The sequence below is a fragment of the Bradyrhizobium sp. MOS002 genome, from assembly GCF_003020115.1.
In the GTDB taxonomy this organism is placed as follows: domain Bacteria; phylum Pseudomonadota; class Alphaproteobacteria; order Rhizobiales; family Xanthobacteraceae; genus Bradyrhizobium.
This window is the reverse complement of the sequence record NZ_PYFX01000008.1, coordinates 57796-75599: the sequence shown is the minus strand read 5'-3', so window position 1 is coordinate 75599 and position 17804 is coordinate 57796. Positions and strand designations below refer to the sequence as shown.

The 17804-nt window shown below is 63.8% G+C and carries 14 protein-coding genes; 6 read left to right on the top strand and 8 right to left on the bottom strand.

Features of this window, described 5'->3' with window-relative positions; translation table 11 throughout:
- Positions 1 to 46 precede the first annotated feature (46 nt).
- Together gyrA and C7G41_RS23440 are read right to left on the bottom strand one after the other, a co-directional pair.
- On the bottom strand, positions 47 to 2791 hold the full coding sequence (gene gyrA / locus C7G41_RS23445) for a DNA gyrase subunit A (RefSeq protein WP_106944746.1): 2745 nt from the start codon (positions 2789 to 2791) through the stop codon (positions 47 to 49).
- Between the two features lie 371 nt (positions 2792 to 3162).
- Entirely contained in the window at positions 3163 to 3660 is a 498-nt protein-coding gene (locus C7G41_RS23440; protein WP_007590726.1) for a single-stranded DNA-binding protein, read from the bottom strand.
- Positions 3661 to 4274: 614 nt separating this feature from the next.
- On the opposite strand from C7G41_RS23440, the gene C7G41_RS23435 reads away from it, so the two are divergent.
- The 4 genes from C7G41_RS23435 to C7G41_RS23420 all read left to right on the top strand — a co-directional run bounded on the left by C7G41_RS23435 (position 4275) and on the right by C7G41_RS23420 (position 9527).
- A complete protein-coding gene (locus C7G41_RS23435; protein WP_106944745.1) occupies positions 4275 to 4961 on the top strand; it encodes an outer membrane protein in 687 nt (228 codons plus the stop codon).
- Positions 4962 to 5238: 277 nt separating this feature from the next.
- Positions 5239 to 8226, top strand: a complete 2988-nt coding sequence (gene uvrA, locus C7G41_RS23430) for an excinuclease ABC subunit UvrA (RefSeq protein ID WP_106944744.1) — start codon at positions 5239 to 5241, stop codon at positions 8224 to 8226.
- Positions 8227 to 8270: 44 nt separating this feature from the next.
- Positions 8271 to 8834: a DinB family protein gene (locus C7G41_RS23425; RefSeq protein ID WP_106944743.1), complete on the top strand. Its 564-nt coding sequence runs from the start codon at positions 8271 to 8273 to the stop codon at positions 8832 to 8834.
- An 18-nt stretch (positions 8835 to 8852) separates the two neighbouring features.
- Positions 8853 to 9527 (top strand): HAD-IA family hydrolase, encoded by a 675-nt coding sequence (locus tag C7G41_RS23420; RefSeq protein ID WP_106944742.1) that lies wholly within the window; start codon positions 8853 to 8855, stop codon positions 9525 to 9527.
- Positions 9528 to 9576: 49 nt separating this feature from the next.
- Here C7G41_RS23420 and C7G41_RS23415 read toward each other — a convergent pair whose 3' ends face one another.
- Positions 9577 to 10530 carry a cytochrome D1 domain-containing protein gene (locus C7G41_RS23415; RefSeq protein ID WP_106944741.1) on the bottom strand — a complete coding sequence of 318 codons (954 nt, stop codon included), beginning with the start codon at positions 10528 to 10530 and terminating at the stop codon, positions 9577 to 9579.
- A 2-nt stretch (positions 10531 to 10532) separates the two neighbouring features.
- A complete protein-coding gene (locus tag C7G41_RS23410) occupies positions 10533 to 11114 on the bottom strand; it encodes an SRPBCC family protein (protein ID WP_199198566.1) in 582 nt (193 codons plus the stop codon).
- Between the two features lie 1037 nt (positions 11115 to 12151).
- Between C7G41_RS23410 and C7G41_RS23395 the strand changes: the two genes are divergently transcribed.
- Positions 12152 to 14224 (top strand): DUF1217 domain-containing protein, encoded by a 2073-nt coding sequence (locus tag C7G41_RS23395; protein WP_106944739.1) that lies wholly within the window; start codon positions 12152 to 12154, stop codon positions 14222 to 14224.
- A gap of 16 nt (positions 14225 to 14240) precedes the next feature.
- On the opposite strand, the gene C7G41_RS23390 is transcribed toward C7G41_RS23395, so the two are convergent.
- From C7G41_RS23390 to C7G41_RS38340, 4 genes are all read right to left on the bottom strand, one after another.
- Positions 14241 to 15101: a PCC domain-containing protein gene (locus C7G41_RS23390; protein WP_106944738.1), complete on the bottom strand. Its 861-nt coding sequence runs from the start codon at positions 15099 to 15101 to the stop codon at positions 14241 to 14243.
- A gap of 9 nt (positions 15102 to 15110) precedes the next feature.
- Complete coding sequence (locus C7G41_RS23385) at positions 15111 to 16718, bottom strand: acyl-CoA synthetase (RefSeq protein WP_106944737.1); 1608 nt, start codon at positions 16716 to 16718, stop codon at positions 15111 to 15113.
- A 105-nt stretch (positions 16719 to 16823) separates the two neighbouring features.
- Entirely contained in the window at positions 16824 to 17150 is a 327-nt protein-coding gene (locus C7G41_RS23380) for a hypothetical protein (protein WP_245446648.1), read from the bottom strand.
- Positions 17132 to 17320, bottom strand: coding sequence for a hypothetical protein (locus C7G41_RS38340; RefSeq protein ID WP_245446646.1), 189 nt, complete (start codon positions 17318 to 17320; stop codon positions 17132 to 17134). The genes C7G41_RS23380 and C7G41_RS38340 overlap by 19 nt, the downstream gene beginning before the upstream one ends.
- A 94-nt stretch (positions 17321 to 17414) precedes the next feature.
- Here C7G41_RS38340 and C7G41_RS23375 point away from each other — a divergent pair, with 94 nt between their 5' ends.
- Positions 17415 to 17774 (top strand): hypothetical protein, encoded by a 360-nt coding sequence (locus tag C7G41_RS23375; RefSeq protein ID WP_106944736.1) that lies wholly within the window; start codon positions 17415 to 17417, stop codon positions 17772 to 17774.
- Positions 17775 to 17804 lie beyond the last annotated feature (30 nt).

Here is a 17804-nt window from a genome sequence, read left to right as displayed (position 1 = left end):
AACCCGGATTTCGCTTCGCTCCATCCGGGCTACGAGGGGTGACGCATCACTCCCCGTTTGCGTCTCCATTCGCCCCATTCCCGCTTTCCGCCTCTTCCGTAATGTGCTCGACCGACACCACATGTTCGTCCTCGGCGGTATCGAACACGATCACGCCCTGGGTCGAACGGCCGGCGACGCGGATGCCTTCGACCGGGCAGCGGATCAGCTGTCCCTTGTCGGTGACCAGCATGATTTGATCAGCATCTTCCACCGGGAAGGACGCGACTAGATTGCCGTTGCGGTTGTTGACGCTCATGGCGACGATGCCTTTGCCGCCGCGGCCCGTGGTGCGGTACTCGTAGGACGAGGTCCGCTTGCCGTAGCCGTTGACGGACACGGTCAGCACGACCTGCTCCTGCGCTGACATCTCGATGTAGCGCTCCTGGGCGAGCTGGAAGCTGCCGGAGGTCTCCTCGGCCTCGGCGTCCGCCGCCGGCTCCTCGGCCGCAGCTTCGCCGGCGACCGCACGACGCATCTTCAGGTACGCCGAGCGCTCGTCGGATGTCGTCTCGACGTGGCGCAGGATCGCCAGCGAGATCACCTTGTCGCCCTCGGCAAGCGCAATGCCGCGCACACCCATCGAGGTGCGCCCGGTGAACACGCGCACGTCGGTGACGGGGAAGCGGATGCACTGGCCGCCGGCGCCGGTCAAAAGCACGTCGTCGTGCTCGGTGCAGATCTGCACGTCGACGATCGCTTCGTTGTCGTCGAGCTTCATCGCGATGATGCCGGAGCGGCGGACATCGACGAAGTCGGACAGCTTGTTGCGCCGGACGTTGCCGCCTGTCGTGGCGAACATCACGTCGAGGTTGCCCCAGGTGGACTCGTCCTCCGGCAGCGGCATGATGGTGGTGATGCGCTCGCCCTGCTCAAGCGGCAGGATGTTGATCAGCGCCTTGCCGCGCGCATTTGGCGCGGCCATCGGCAGGCGCCAGACCTTGATCTTGTAGACCTGGCCGCGCGAGGAGAAGAACAGCATCGGAGTATGCGTGGACGCCACGAACAGCCGGCTGACAAAATCCTCGTCGCGGGTCTGCATCCCGGCGCGGCCCTTGCCGCCGCGGCGCTGCGCCCGGTAGGCCGACAGCGGCACGCGCTTGACGTAGCCGGCGTGCGAGACGGTCACGACCATGTCCTCGCGCTGGATCAGGTCCTCGTCCTCGACCTCGCCTTCCTGCTCGATGATGACGGTGCGGCGCGGGGTGGCGAACTCGGCCTTCACTTCGGCGAGCTCGGACTTGATGATTTCAAGCACGCGGTCGCGCGAGCGCAGGATGTCGAGATAGTCGGCGATCTCGCCGGCGAGCTTGTCGAGCTCCTCGCGGATTTCGTCACGGCCGAGCGCGGTGAGGCGCTGCAGGCGCAGATCGAGAATGGCCCTGGCCTGCTCCATCGACAGCCGGATCGTGCCGTTCTCGCTGATGCGGTGGCGCGGATCGTCGATCAGCGTCAGCATGTCCTCGACGTCCCGGGCCGGCCAGTCGCGCGACATCAGGGTGTCGCGCGCTGTGGTCGGGTCGGGCGAGGTCCGGATGACGCGGATCATCTCGTCGATATTGGCGACCGCGATCGCCAGACCGACCAGGACATGGGCGCGATCGCGGGCCTTGGCGAGCAGGAACTTGGTCCGCCGCGTGACGACCCGCTCGCGGAAGTCGACGAAGATCGCCAGCAGGTCCTTCAGATGCATGATCCGCGGACGGCCGCTGTCGAGCGCCACCATGTTGACGCCGAAGCTCGTCTGCAGCGGCGTGAACCTGTACAGCTGATTCAGCACCACATCCGGCACGGCGTCGCGCTTCAATTCGATGACGACGCGGTAGCCGTCGCGATCGGATTCATCGCGCAGGTCGCCGATGCCTTCGATCTTCTTTTCCTTGACCAGCTCGGCGATGCGCTCGACCATCGTCGCCTTGTTCACCTGGTAGGGAATCTCGGTGATGATGATCGCCTCGCGCTCCTTGCGGATGGTCTCGATCGCGACCTTGCCGCGCATCATGACCGAGCCGCGTCCGAGGTGATAGGCGGCGCGGATGCCCGCACGTCCGAGAATGACGCCGCCGGTCGGAAAATCCGGTCCCGGCACGATGTTGATGAGCTCGTCGATGGTGAGCGCGGGGTTGTCGATCAGCGCGACGCAGGCGTCGATGACCTCGCCGAGATTGTGCGGCGGGATGTTGGTCGCCATGCCGACCGCGATGCCGCCGGCGCCGTTGACGAGCAGGTTCGGGAACTTGGCCGGCAAGACCGACGGTTCGGTCTCGTTGTTGTCGTAGTTCGGCTGGAAGTCGACCGTGTCCTTGTCGATGTCGGCCAGCAGAGCCAGCGCCACCTTCGTCAATCGGGCTTCGGTATAACGATAGGCAGCCGGGGGATCGCCGTCGACCGAGCCGAAATTGCCCTGGCCGTCGATCAGCGGCACGCGCATGGAGAAGTCTTGCGCCATCCGGACCATGGCGTCGTAGATCGACTGGTCGCCATGCGGATGATATTTACCGATGACGTCACCGACCACGCGGGCGGACTTCACGTACTTCTTGTCCGGCGTGTGCCCCTGCTCGTTCATCGAGTACAGGATGCGGCGATGCACCGGCTTCAGACCGTCGCGGGCGTCAGGCAGCGCCCGCGCCACGATCACGCTCATGGCGTAGTCCAGATAGGACTTCTTCATCTCCTCGAAGATGGAGACGGGGCGAATATCCGAGGGTTGCGCCGGCTGGTCGCCGGGCTTGTCGTCGTCGTCAGCCAAGGGGAAATCCGGTGAGGTTTTATCTGGGAATCATATAGCGCATCGAGCCCCTGATAACCACCCTCGCGGCAGTCTGGGAAGCGCTTTTTCCGCCTATTTTTCCAACAACTTAAGCCCTTGCGCGCGGTGGCTTGGACGGGCCCCGCATCGACCTTGCAAAATCGCCGGTCGCGCGTGGAAAACCGCGCGACGGGCTTGCCCCGTTGGCGCGTTTGCCAAGCCGCTCTCCGAGTTCACCCCAAACATGAAGCGGGCCCGGAAATCCCGAGCCCGTCCTGCCGATTAGTAGGATTTTCTGACACAAGATGAGAAGCGCCGCCCCATCCGGCCGGCGCGTCTGCATCGATACTACGTTCTCAGAACGGGATCGCTCAGAACGGGATATCGTCGTCCATGTCGCTGTTGCGGCCACCGCCGCCGGCCGCAACGGGGCGCCGCGGTGCGCTGCTGACGGGACCGGAGGAGCCGAAATCGCCGCCCGGCTCGTCGCCGAAGCTGCCGCCTCCCCCACCGCCGCTACGACCGTCCAGCATCGTCAGGGTGGAGTTGAAGCCCTGCAGCACGACTTCGGTCGAGTACTTCTCCACGCCGCTCTGGTCGGTCCATTTGCGGGTCTGGAGCGCACCCTCGACGTAAATCTTGGCGCCCTTCTTCAGATACTGCTCGGCGACCTTGCAGAGCCCTTCATTGAAGATCACGACGCGGTGCCACTCGGTCTTTTCCTTGCGCTCGCCGGTCGCCTTGTCGCGCCACGTCTCCGACGTCGCGACGCTCAGATTGGCGATCGGACGCCCGTCCTGGGTGCGGCGGATTTCAGGATCCTTGCCGAGATTTCCAACCAGAATGACCTTGTTGACGCTTCCCGCCATCTCCGCTCTCCGCTCCGAATGCCACTGAATTCAAGAAGGCCGGTCCGCTTCCCGCGTTCCGCCGTGCCCGTTGAGGCGACCCTATACGCCCGCCGAACGCTTGCGGACGCCGCTCCGTCCGCCGCCGCTCAGGTTATCCCCATATATAGCATCGACCCCCGGTTCGTTCCAGATTTGTTCTTGCAAATGATAGCGCCGGATGTGCGGGATTGATCGCCAACATGCTGCGCAAAGGCACGTGCCGATTGGAACCTTCAGGCAACTTCGTGCTCGCCTCGCTCGGTGCTGCCACACGCTCCGAGCGCATCAGCCAGGACGTCGAGATCGGCCTGATCCGTGTGAACTATCGCTAGGGCGGCCCGATCCTCGTGAAGTACTTAATCGACTGATATAGTTTAAGGAATTGAAGACCGGCCTCGTACCGGCCTCTGCGTATTTTGTGCCCCATGGGCGAATAATAGGTCAGCACCTGCACCATTTTCAGGCGCTGTGACTTTTGAGTGACACAACTTGCGGCTTTGCTGGTGTAGGTACGACATCAGTTGGACCACAGCGTCCGATGCCCTTCCGGAACAGGGAGGGCACAACAGAAACTGGGACTGGGATTACTGAAAATGAAAAAGGTTTGGTTGGCTTCGGCCTGTTTGTTCGCTCTCGCTGCCCCGGCATCGGCCGCTGATCTGGCGGCGCGCCCCTACACCAAGGCTCCGGTGGCGATGGCTTCGGTCTACAACTGGACCGGCTTCTACCTCGGCATCGTCGGTGGCGGCGCCTGGGAAGATTCGAACAGCCCGCGGATGCAGGGTGGCTTCGTCGGCGGCACCGCCGGCTACAACTGGCAGACCAGCAACGTCGTATTCGGTGTCGAGGCCGATGGCGCCTGGGCTGACGTCAGCGCCTCGGCAGCTGGTGTGGTTTTCGTCCCCGGCATCGGTGGCATCCCCGCCTCGGTGAGCTCGAAGACGGACGCCATGGGCACCGTGCGCGGCCGTATCGGCTGGGCCGTCAATAACGTCCTGCTCTACGGCACCGGCGGCTACGCCTGGATCGACAACAAGGTCACGGCGACCCTGGGCCCGGTCTCGGTTTCCGATAGCAAGTTCCACTCGGGCTGGACCGTCGGCGCGGGCGTCGAAGCGTTTATCGCTCCGCAGTGGTCGGTCAAGGGCGAGTATCTGTATCGCAGCCTTGGCGGCGAGACCTACTTCTCGGGCGCCGTGCCCAGCGGCTCGCTCAACTTCCATACCGTGCAGGTCGGCGTGAACTATCACTTCGGGGGCCCGATCGTCGCGAAGTACTGATCTTCGCTTCGACGCCATCCGCGTTACGAAAGGCCGGCCTCGCGCCGGCCTTTTTGTTTGACCACCCCGTTCCCCTGCAGTTCCGCGCGCCCTCTGCTGCCAGATGCCGCCAGCGCGCCAACAATCCGTTGACGATTCGCAAAGGCCACTGGAAATCCCTCCCCGTTCTTCCTACGTTCGCTGACATACCCATCGGCGCCGATCCCGGTTCCGGGCGAAGCGCGCCTTTTTTGCTGGCGCGGTCGCGCACCCATGGGATTCCTTGAGGGCAACTGGGATGGATGAAGTGATCAAGGCGAAGCGCCAACAACAGAACGCGGGATCCCACCTGCGCGCAATTACGATCCGTGGCGCGCGCGAGCACAACCTCAAGAATATCGACGTCGAGATTCCCCGCGACAAGCTGGTGGTGTTCACGGGGCTGTCCGGCTCCGGCAAATCCTCGCTCGCGTTCGACACCATCTACGCCGAGGGCCAGCGCCGCTACGTCGAATCGCTGTCCGCCTATGCCCGCCAGTTCCTGGAGATGATGCAGAAGCCCGACGTCGACCAGATCGACGGCCTGTCGCCGGCGATCTCGATCGAGCAGAAGACAACGTCGAAGAACCCGCGCTCCACCGTCGGCACGGTGACCGAAATCTACGACTACATGCGCCTGCTGTGGGCGCGCGTCGGCGTGCCCTATTCGCCCGCCACCGGCCTGCCGATCGAGAGCCAAACCGTCTCGCAGATGGTCGACCGCGTGCTGGCGCTGCCCGAGGGCTCGCGCCTCTATCTGCTCGCGCCGGTCGTGCGCGGCCGCAAGGGCGAGTACCGCAAAGAGCTCGCCGAATGGCTCAAGAAGGGCTTTCAGCGCGTCAAGATCGACGGCGCCTTCCACGAGCTCGCGGAAGCCCCTGTTCTCGACAAGAAATTCCCGCACGACATCGACGTCGTCGTCGACCGCATCGTGGTGCGTCCCGACATCGGCCAACGCCTCGCCGAAAGTTTTGAGACCGCGCTGAAGCTGGCCGAGGGTCTTGCCGTCATCGAATTCGCGGACGCGCCGGCTGCGGCAGCACCCGCGGAAGAGAAAGAGAAAAAGAAGACCGCGAAGATCCACGACAAGAGCGGACCCGAGCGCATGCTGTTCTCGGAAAAGTTCGCCTGCCCGGTCTCCGGCTTCACCATCCCCGAGATCGAGCCCCGACTGTTCTCGTTCAACAATCCCTATGGCGCCTGCCCCGCCTGCGGCGGCCTCGGCGTCGAGCAGCATGTCGACGAAGACCTCGTCATCCCCGACAAGGAGCTCGCCATCGGCAAGGGCGCGATCGCGCCCTGGGCCAAGTCCTCGTCGCCCTATTACATTCAGACGCTGACTGCGCTCGGCAAGCACTACAAGTTCACGCTGACCACCAAATGGAAGGATCTGCCCAAGAAAACGCAGAACGCGATCCTCCATGGCTCCGGCGAGGACGAGATCAAGTTCTCCTACGAGGACGGCGTCCGCTCCTATGACACCAAGAAGCCGTTCGAGGGCGTGATCACCAACATCAACCGCCGCTATCGCGAGACCGAGAGCGAGTGGGCGCGCGAGGAGCTGGCGAAGTATTTCCACGACGTGCCCTGCGAGGCGTGCCACGGCTTTCGGCTCAAGCCCGAGGCGCTCTGCGTCAAGATCGGCGGCAAGCATATCGGCGACATCTCCGAGATGTCGGTGAAGGGCGCCGGCGCCTGGTTCGAGACCGTGCCGGAGGCGCTGAACACCCAGCAAAACGAGATCGCCGGCCGCATCCTCAAGGAGATCCGCGAGCGCCTCACCTTCCTGCTCGACGTCGGCCTCAACTATCTCACCCTCTCCCGCTCCTCCGGCACGCTCTCCGGCGGCGAGAGCCAGCGCATCCGCCTGGCCTCGCAGATCGGCTCGGGGCTAACAGGCGTGCTCTACGTGCTGGACGAGCCCTCGATCGGCTTGCACCAGCGCGACAACGCGCGCCTGCTCGACACGCTCAAGAGACTTCGTGACCTCGGCAACACCGTGATCGTGGTCGAGCACGACGAGGACGCCATCCTGCTCGCCGACTACGTCCTCGACATCGGCCCCGGTGCCGGCATGCATGGCGGCAACATCATCGCCGAAGGCACGCCCGCCGAGATCATGCGCAACCCGAACTCGCTCACCGGCAAATATCTCACCGGCGAGCTCGAGGTCGAGGTGCCGGAGCGGCGTCCGCCGAACCATCGTCGCACCATCAAGGTGGTGAACGCGCGCGGCAATAACCTCAAGAACGTCACCGCCGAAATTCCGCTCGGCCTGTTCACCTGCGTCACCGGCGTCTCCGGCGGCGGCAAGTCGACGCTGCTGATCGACACTGTCTACAAGGCGATCGCCCGCAAGCTGAACAACGCCAGCGAAGGCGCGGCTCCGCACGACCGCATCGAGGGCCTCGAGCACATCGACAAGATCATCGACATCGACCAGTCGCCGATCGGCCGCACACCACGTTCGAACCCAGCGACCTACACCGGCGCGTTCACGCCGATCCGCGAATGGTTCGCCGGCCTGCCCGAGTCGAAAGCGCGCGGCTACGAGCCCGGCCGCTTCTCCTTCAACGTCAAGGGCGGCCGCTGCGAGGCCTGCCAGGGCGATGGCGTCATCAAGATCGAGATGCACTTTTTGCCCGACGTCTACGTCACCTGCGACGTCTGCAAGGGCAAGCGCTACAACCGCGAGACGCTCGAGGTGCTGTTCAAGGGCAAGAGCATCGCCGACGTGCTCGACATGACGGTCGAGGAAGCCGCCGAGTTCTTCAAGGCGGTGCCGCGCGTGCGCGAGACCTTCCAGACGCTGCATCGCGTCGGCCTCGACTACATCCATGTCGGCCAGCAGGCCACGACGCTTTCGGGCGGCGAAGCCCAGCGCGTCAAGCTCGCAAAAGAGCTGTCCAAGCGCGCCACCGGCCGCACGCTCTACATCCTGGACGAGCCGACCACCGGCCTGCATTTCCACGACGTCAAGAAGCTGCTGGAGGTGCTGCACGAGCTGGTCGCGCAGGGCAACACGGTCGTCGTCATCGAGCACAATCTCGAAGTCATCAAGACCGCCGACTGGGTCATCGACCTTGGCCCCGAAGGCGGCGACGGCGGCGGCGAGATCGTCGCCTGGGGGCCGCCAGAGGATATTGCGAAAGCGCCGCGGAGCTACACGGGGAAGTTCCTGGCGCCGGTGCTGGCGAAGGCGCGGAAGCCGAAGCGGAGGCGCGCTGCGAGCGAGGCGGCGGAGTAGCCCACCTGGAATGAGCAGAAGCATTTGTCTGAGGGAGATCGCGTTTGCCTGCAGGACTTGTGCAAACCTATCGTGCGTTCGCCCACAATAATGCTTGGGCGAACCATCGGCTGCTCACCGCTTGCGCGGCGCTGTCTCAGGCCGAGTTCGAAGCCGCACGGACCGGCTTCTTTCCGAGCCTGCAGCGCACGCTCAACCACATCCATGTCATCGACCTCTTCTATGTCGATGCACTGGAGGGCGGATGGCTAGGGCCGGCGGCTTGGAAGAACGAGGTGCCGCACCTTTCCCTTGCTGCGCTGAAGCCTGCGCAAGCCGCAATCGACAAGCGCTTGATTGCCATCTGCGATGCACTGACGCCCGAGCTGCTCGACGGTCTCGTGCGGATCAACCGCGACACGCGGGTCCAAACCGAACGCCGTGATCGGCTACTTATGCATCTGTTTCAGCACCAGATCCATCACCGCGGACAGGCGCACGCAATGCTGTCTGCAACAGGTGTCGCGCCGCCCCAGCTCGACGAATTCTTCGCCGAGGGAGAAGCACCGCTCCGGGCCCGCGAATTCGAGCAACTCGGATGGACCGAGGATACCGTGTGGAAAGCCTAGTGGTGTAGCTTCGTCTCCATGCCCTACTCCCTCGCCATCTTCGATCTCGACGGCACACTGGCCGACAGCTTTCCGTGGTTCCTGCGGACCATCAACGACGTCGCCGACCGCTTTGGCTTTCGCCGCGTTGCGGATGAGGATGTCGAGGGGCTGCGGCATGCTTCGTCGCGCGAGATCCTGAGCCGGCTCGAAGTGCCCTTGTGGAAGCTGCCGGCGATCGCACGGCATGCGCGGCGGCTGAAGGCGGATGCGGCGGAGGAGATTTCGCTGTTCGCGGGCGTCGAGGCGATGCTGCGGACGCTGGCGGAGAGCGGCGTGCAGCTCGCGCTGGTGACGTCGGACAGCGAAGCCAATGCGCGCGAGAAGCTCGACGATTGCGCGGCGCTGTTCGCCCATTTCGATTGCGCGGCGTCGCTGTTTGGCAAGCCGTCGAAATTTCGCCGCGTCATGCGGCGCGCCGGCGTGGAGCCGGGCAAGGTCATCGCGATCGGCGACGAGGTGCGTGACATCGAGGCGGCGCGGGCTGTCGGCATTGCCTGCGGCGCGGTCGGCTGGGGTTATGCGGCGCCGGCGGCGCTGCGGGCGCTGGCGCCGGATCACATGTTTGAGCAGATGGATGAGATTGCATGGACGCTGTGCCCCGGTGCGGTAGCCCGGATGAGCGAAGCGATATCCGGGAACGCCGGTGGATGAGGAGAGCCCTGTCCCGCATGTCGCTCCGCTCATGCGGGCTACGACGGCCCTACTCCGTCCGGCGCAAGAACGCCCCGAACGCGCGCGGGCCGTCGCCGGTCTTGACCTCACCGATAACCTTCAGCTCGGCCGCATCGATGATATCGAGCGTGTTGCTTTCCCAGCAGGCGACGATGATGCGCTTGCCGTCGGCGGTCGCGGCGATGCCTTCGGGATAATCGCCAACGTTGATCCGCTTGATCGGCTTCAGCGTCGCCAAATCGAACACGCTGACAGTTCCGCCATATTGGTCGGTGACGAAGCCGCGGCCCTGCGCCAGCGCCACCGCATAGGGCCGCATCCCGACCGGCACGCGGGCGATCTCGTTACCCGCGGCGATATCGATCACGGAGACGTCGTTGGAGCCGACATTGGCGGTGTAGGCGCGCTTGCCCTCGGCATCGATGGTGACGCCGAACGGACGGGTGCCGACCTTGATGATCGCCCTGCGCCGGCGCGTCGCGGTGTCGACCACCGAGACGCTGTCGTCGTCGCGGTCGGCCGAGAGCAGCAGCTTGCCATCCGGCGTCACCGCGAGGCCCGACGGCGAGGCGCCGACCGCGATGCTGGCCGTGACGCTGCGGCTCGCCGTATCGATCACCCGCACGGCCGCCGCGTACCAGTCCGCGACATAGACGGTGCGGCCATCAGGCGCGACCGCAATGCCGAGCGGTCCGCCGCCGACCTCGATCCGCCCCGCAACCTGCCGCGTTGCTGCGTCCACCACCGTCACGGCCTTGGCATCCGGGCTCGTCACATAGGCAAAGCGCCCGTCCGCGCTGACGGCGACGCCGGCGGGCTTGCCGCCGATCGGGATCGTCGCAACGCTGCGCGCCGTGGCGAGGTCCACGACCATCAGGTCGTCGCTGAGCTGGTTGGTGACGAACGCCTCTTCGGCGGAGGTGTGCGCGATGCCGTCCAGGCAAAGGCTGGCGGCGAGCGCCGCCAGGACCAGCGCCCGCACCGTCAGCTTCCGCTCTCGACCTTCTTCTTCAGCGCCTCGAGGCCGGCCTGGTACAGCCCCTTGACCGCCTTGACCGCGGCCTCGTCGCTCAGCTCCGGCGGCGGATCGTTGTTGGGAAAGCCGCGGTAGAACGCGCCGGCCCATTCGAGCGTCGAGCCCTTGCCGTCAGCGCTCGGCGTCACCGTCAACGTCGAGGAGTAATTGGTCACCGGCAGCACCTTCACGTCCACATTGGTGATCCGATAGGAATAGGTCATAGCGGCGGCATCGAACTTGTAGAGTTCCTCCTCGACGGTGGCGCCTCCCGTCAGCGTCAGCTTCCGCGTCGCGCCGATCTCGTTGCCCTTTTCGCCCTCGGTCTTGGTGACCGGCGGCAGCCAGCTCATGTCCTGGAAATTGCCGATTGCGGCCCACACCTTGGCGGGGGCAGCATTGATCTCGATGGATTCGCGCACCTTCTGCCTGGTCGGCCCGTGAGCCCAAGCCGATGTCGAAGCCGGGCCAAACGCCGCCGTCAAAGCCGCCGCGCCCACGGCAGTCAGCACCGCAGCCAGGACCGTGCGCCGTCCAATCGTCACCCTCATCTCGTTTCCTCATGCGTCTCGTTGATCATGCGCGACTTGAAGCACGCTGGGATCATGGTAGCGCATTTTGCGGCCGAGGGGAGACCCGTTCGTGGCCACGTTGCGGCGGGCGCGCGCGCCCCACCACCCCTTGCCGCCCGGCGGGCAAAACACCCAATAAGCGGGTCAATCGGGACCTGCAAAAATATTTCTCTTTATCCGCATTTCGGATTATCATATAGAAAGCCATCCCAACCCGGCCGAGGGGCGGATCGCGATCGTCACGAACGCGGGATGGGACGTGGTGGACGCAGGCGGCGTCGGCGCGAACGGCTTTGCAGGGCGGGAAACCGTGAGCGAAGGCGTCGCGCACACGACCGGTGCAGCCTGCGTACGGCAAAATCGTGTGGTCCTGGCGCCCGGGGTCTGTGCGCCAAGTGTTGCGGTGATGTGGCGGCCCGACCGGGTCCGCAGCATCAGCCATCCGCAAGGCGACGGGGGCAATAGTGCATCGCTCCCCGGGGAGAGCGCGACATAAGCCGTAAAACCACTGCGCAGGGAAGGCCGTGTGTTGGGCTTCACCTGTATGCCGCTGTGCAGCCTCTTGTAGCGCAACCTTCGCACAGTGGACCGTGGGTGCCGGCCGGCACCCGGCCTTCCCTGCGCCCTCGGCATTTTTGGGGGCGACCGTACTGGCAAAGCTCGGGCGCGATGTGCCGCGAGAATGCGAAACCGCGCGTACAATTTGGATTGCGAAGATGGATTCCGCTCTCGTGCCCCGGACGCGGTGCGCCCCGTCCGGGACGAGAGCCATTCCGATCGATCTCTGGGTCGGGACATATCCGGAACGCAACCCTCGCGAAAGCTGCATCTGAGAAACATACAGCAACAAAACCCGACATGCGTCACGCGGGCAAACTGGAATCTGAGATTGCGGACCGAAATCGCCTTGGAAACCCAGCCCTGAGACAGTTGGCAGGCATGAGGCCGGCCCCACCTCGCGACCCCGCAATGATTGATGGACGTCCGGGACCGTAAGAAGCCGCGAGGAGTGCGCGATGGTATCAACGTATTTTGGTTACAGCTACATCACGCGCAATCTCAAGCAGTCTCTGACACGGGTCGAACAGCAACAGGACGTCGCGCGAGAGGCCGCCTATTACAAAGCCCATATCGGCAAGGTGAAGTCCGTCGAGGACTTCATGAAAGACTATCGCCTTTATCATTATGCAACGAAGGCATATGGCCTGGAAGACATGGCCTACGCCAAGGCCTTCATGAAAAAGGTGCTGGACAGCGACCTCGCCGACGCAAACAGCTTTGTCAACAAGCTGGTCGACAAGCGTTACCGCGAGTTCGCTGCGGCATTTTCCTTCAATGGCAGTGCAACCCCGGTCGCACAATCGGAGAACCAGACCGATGAGATGATCGGTCTGTACACGGCGACCAGGAAGAGCCAGGTCGATGCACTTGCCAGCGATTCGAATTACTACAACGCCCAAATCGGCAACATCGGCAGCGCAGACCAGCTCCTGAACGACGATCGTCTTCGCAACTATGTCTATTCGGCGTACGGGATCGATCAAAGCAAGTGGTCGCGTGACACGATAAGCCAGGTCATGCGAAGCGATCCATCCGATCCAAACAGCTACGTCAACACCACTTTCGCCTCTCAGTTGAACGGCCTCAACGCCGACCTTGCTCAGGCCCGGTCGGATGTCACCGCGGCCAATTCAAGGATAGCCGACTACACCACCCAGCTATCGCAGCCGGGCGCGAACGTGACCCAGTTGAACGTCCAGATTCTGATCGAAAAGCATCATTTGGAGTCATATGCGAACAGCATTTCCAGCCTCAGCGACCAGATAGGGACGATCGGCGGGTTCGTCGACCTGGCCGGTGCGTTCGAGTTTTCCTCCGACGGGTCGCTTCCGTCGGGCGTATCCGCGCAGACTGCTGCAAACGTCACGATCACGAAGCAGAGGTTCGACGACAGCAAGTCCGCCGTCTATTCGGCGGCGAGCCCGTTGAACGAAGCTTTTGCAATCAGGCAATTCAGAATTGCCATTCTCAAGATCAATTCAGTCCAGGCGTTCGTATCGACACCGGGCGTGTATGATTTTGCGCTGGGAGCCGTCGGCCTCGATCCCGGAAACGTCTCGCCGGCGACTGTCAAGGCCGTGCTCGAAAGCGATATCAACGACCCCAAGAGCTACGTCTATACCCTCAAGGACGATCGCTATTTGGAGCTGGCACGCGCCTTCAACTTCGACGCAAAAGGTAATCTGACGACCCCCTTGGTGGCTCAGGACTCGGCTGAAGTCCTCCAGACCGCGAAGGACTACGTCATTGGGGCGGTGAAGAGCGCAAGCACGGCAACTCCCCAGCAGCAGGCCGCAGTTCGGGCACAGGCCACGAAGGATGCGACGGAATATCAGCAAGCCATCACCGGCATCGACAGTGTTTCCGATCTTCTCGCAAACAGGCCGATGGTCGATTTCATTCTTTTGGCCAAGGGTCTGGATCCCAAGAAGGTCAGCACCGAATTTCTCAGGAAGATCTTCAGCTCCGATCTGAACGATCCAAAGAGCTTCGCGAACACCGAGAGCGATCCCCGCTTTGCCGAAATCGCGGCGTCATTCAATTTCGACAGTAAGGGCAACGTCGCGCGTCTTCCGATGATGGGTCCACAGAAGCGGGATCAGTTTCGGGAAACACAAGCGAACTATGTCGAGCAAAGCCTGGAGCAGCAGCAAGGGGATGCGAATCCCGGCGTCCGCCTGGCGCTCTATTTCCAGCGAAAGGCGGGGGACATCACGTCCGCGTATGACATCCTTGCCGACAAGGCTCTTTCGGAGGTGTTCAGGACCACTTTCGATCTGCCTGACTCGATGGCGGCGATGCCGATCGATCAGCAGGCCAAGTTCGTGGACAGATTCATGAAGATCAAGGACCTGTCCGATCCCGCGAAGGTTACAAAGCTGTTGAGCCGTTTCTCCGCCATGTATGACATCAGAAACAGCCAGAGCACCGGCCAGGGTCAATCCCCTCTGCTCAACCTGTTTCAGGGATCGAGTTCGGGGATCAGTGACTCCACATTCTTGGCCATTGCCAAGCTGCGCGCCCACTGATGATCGCTCGCCGATACTAGGCCAGCACCTCGAGCACCAGCTCCATGGTCATCAGCACGGGATTGTCGCCACGGATCAGACGGCCCTCCGCTATGCCGCCGGTATAGTCGATCAGGGCGACGTCGAGCGCGGCTTCGAGCGCGCCGGAGGAGCCGGCCGCAATCGTGCCGGCTGTTATCGCAAGCTCGGTCGCGAAGGGCTCGGTCACGCCGCCATCGGTGAAGCGCGCGCCGATGGTCGAACCGACGCCGCCGTGGATCCTGGCGCGCGCGATGCCCTGCGCGCGGCAGAAGTCTTCGAGACGGCCGGCAAAATCCTGATTGGGGCGCAGCCGCAGCGCGAAAGCCCGGCTGGTCGTGCGTGCGCCGGTGCGCGCAGCTGCCACCGGCCCGAACAGCTTGAAGTTGGTCTCGGGATCGGGCTCGGCACTGAACATCGCACCATCAATACCGAAGGCGTCGACCTCGAACGGCTCGGCGACAACAGTTTCGTCCGGGAGCATGTGGCCGCCACCGGCGCGGCCATCGGCCTCCGTCCACAGCCCATGGCAATGAAAGAACGGCGCGCCATCGCGCATGCCCAGCGTCATGCTGCCGAGCCTGGTGCGCGTCACGCCGCCCGGCCGGAATGTGTCGCTATAGAACGCGGCGTTCTCGCTGGTCTTCGACAGCGCCGGCATGACATAGCCGAACGGCCCGAGCGCGCCGCGCCCGAAGCTGAGCACGCCGCCGGCAAATCCCTCCGCGGCAAAACCGCGCCGCGCGGCCTCCAGCAGCGGCAGGCCTGCTTGAAGCGTGAAGGAGAAAGCGCGTCCCGTCGCCTCCACCCATTGAATACGCTCGGCGACCGGCACGCCTGGCTGCTTGATGCTGCGCATGACCTTCGCTCAGCCCGCCCGTGTCTTGTCGAGATCGAGCAGCCCGCGCGCGTCGAGTTCGTCGCGAACCATCCGTTTGGGAATCTTGCCGTAGCCGGATTTCGGCAAGGCTTCCCAGAAGAAGAACCGCTTCGGCATCTTGTAGCGGGGCACCTTGGGGCCGAGGAATGCCGCCATCTCCGCTTCGCTCACCGGCTTCGCGCCTTCGCGGGCGACGCAGACGGCAACGCCGACCTCGCCCCAGGTCGCATCGGGCACGCCGAGCACCGCGACCTCGCCGACGCAAGGATGCGTCAGGATCTTCTCCTCGATCTCGCGCGGATAGATGTTGGAGCCGCCGGAGATGTACATGTCGGAGGCTCGTCCCGTGATGTAGACGAACCCCTCCTCGTCCATGTGGCCGAGATCGCCGGTGCGGAACCAGCCGTTGCGGAACGCCTTCGCGTTCGCCTCGGGATTGTCGTAGTAGCCGGCAAGGACCGCGGGGCCGATCACGCAGATCTCGCCGCTCTGGTTGGCGCCGAGTTCGCGGCCCTCGTCGTCCTGGATCGAAACCTGCATGCCGGTACGCTCGAAGCCACAGGTGCCGATCTTCGCGTGCGGTCCGTCCTCGGGATCATGCAGGGCCGCTGGCAGCACAGTGATATTGCCGGTCACCTCGCCGAGGCCGAAATACTGTACGATGACCTTGCCGAGTTTCTTCAGCGCGGCCTTCTGGTCCTCGCGATACATCGGCGCACCCGCATAGATCACCTGGCGCAGCGAGGAATGATCGTATTTGTCGGCGGCGGGATGCTCGACCATCATCTTCAGAATGGTCGGCACCACGAAGAGATTGCTGACCCGATGCGCCTCGATCAGGCGGAACGCCTCGTCGATATCGAATTTCTCCGTCGGCAGCAGCACGGTGCACACGCCGCGCGCGGTCTGAACCAGCTGATGCACGCCTGCGCCATGCGACAGCGGCGCCACAACCAGCGAGGCATCCGCTTCGGTGACGCCGGGCGTGAGATCGGCGAGATGGTTGGTGACGACAAACCCCATCTGACCGTGGGTGAGCACCGCAGCCTTGGAGCGGCCGGTGGTCCCCGATGTGAAGAAAAACCAGCAGGGATCGTCGTGCTCGACCGCGACGTTCTCGACCTTTGTGCCGGCACACGATGCGACGGCATCCGCAACCGACGTCTCGGCAAATGGAGCCCGACCGTCGATGCTCCAGGTGAATTCCAGCGCTCCGCCCTTCACCGCCGCGGCGTGCTCGGGAAAATCGACGTGGCAAAGAAACGCCTTCGCGCCGGAGGCCTGCGCAAGATACGTCACCTCGTCCGGCATCAGTCGGAAATTGGTCGGTACCCAGACCGCGCCGAGCCGGAACGCGGCGAACATCGAGAAGAACATCTCGTCGCCATTCTTGGAATGGACGAGGATACGGTCGCCCTTGGCGATGCCGCGCGCCGCGAGGGCTGCCGCCAGCGCCGAGACCTGCGCATCGATCTCGCGCCAGGTCCAGGATCGGTCGCCCCAGACGAAACCGGGACGCGCCCCGTGCCGCCGCGCATTCTGGGTCAGCATGTGAGCGAGGTTCATGACGCGGCGGGACATGCGCAGGGGCTGCATCGGGCTTCCTCTTCGGCAGCGGACGGCACGCGAGCCGCCCGCTCATTGCAGCCCATTTATCGCCATAGCCAGCGCCCCTGCAAGGCCACTGGCCGCGTACCTGCCTTAAGGCTGCTTGAACGCGAACGGCGCCACCGAGATGGCCCTCTCCTTGACGCAAGCCTGCGCGCCAAAGCCGCCGCAATAGCTTCCATGCAGATCAAAACGGATGGTGCGCGCCGCACCCCGCTTCATTGGTTTTGGCTTGATCTCGTAGCTGCGGACACGGCCATCAAAAACGGGTTGCACACTGCCATCCGGCAACGTGACCAGAGTGTTCATGACGCAGCCGCCGGTTCCACAATAGGTCGTCTCGCGGTCGCCGCATTTGGTGTCGCGGAAATCGACGATGTAGTCCTCGCGGCCGTCGCCGGTCAGGTCGATCCGGCGCACGGTATCCGGCGCAAAGTCACCGCGCCGCCGCCTTGGCTCTCGCATTCCTTATTGGCGTAGCGCACGGCCTTCTGCACGCCGGGTGGATAGTCGGCAGGATTGAACGGCTTTGCGTTGTCGGCGCGCGCAGCAGTTGCGAACAGGACGAGCAGGAGGATCAGATATTGCATTGGCATTGGTCGTCAGCGCCGCCGCGATCATTCAGGAAATTTTAAACATGATCGGCGCAACCTTCGTCAGTTCTCGCGTACAGAGTGCCGCATCATGGTCAAAGCGCCCGCCCTCCTCCTGTTGTCGCTGGCGCTTGCCGGATGTGCCGTGGGCCCGCAAGCTCATCTCGCCTCCGATCCCGCCCTCAAGCCTGCGCGCTATGCCTGGGACGGCGCCGGCGAGAATCCCAATCACCCGCGCGCTGGCTCAGAATCAACACGGACCGTCGCCCGATCCGAGCGCAACAGGTCGCAAGCCGGGCTTCAGCCCTATTCGGAGGAATGGTGGCAGGCGCAGGACGGCATCGAGGCGGAACAGGACGCCAGAGTCAACCGTTCCCTCGTCATCTGCCAGGGATGCCTGCGCCCGCAGGCACAACCCGAGGATTCCAGGCTCGCCAAGGCGACCGATTGAAGCATCCGGACTATCAGGACCTGGTGGAAG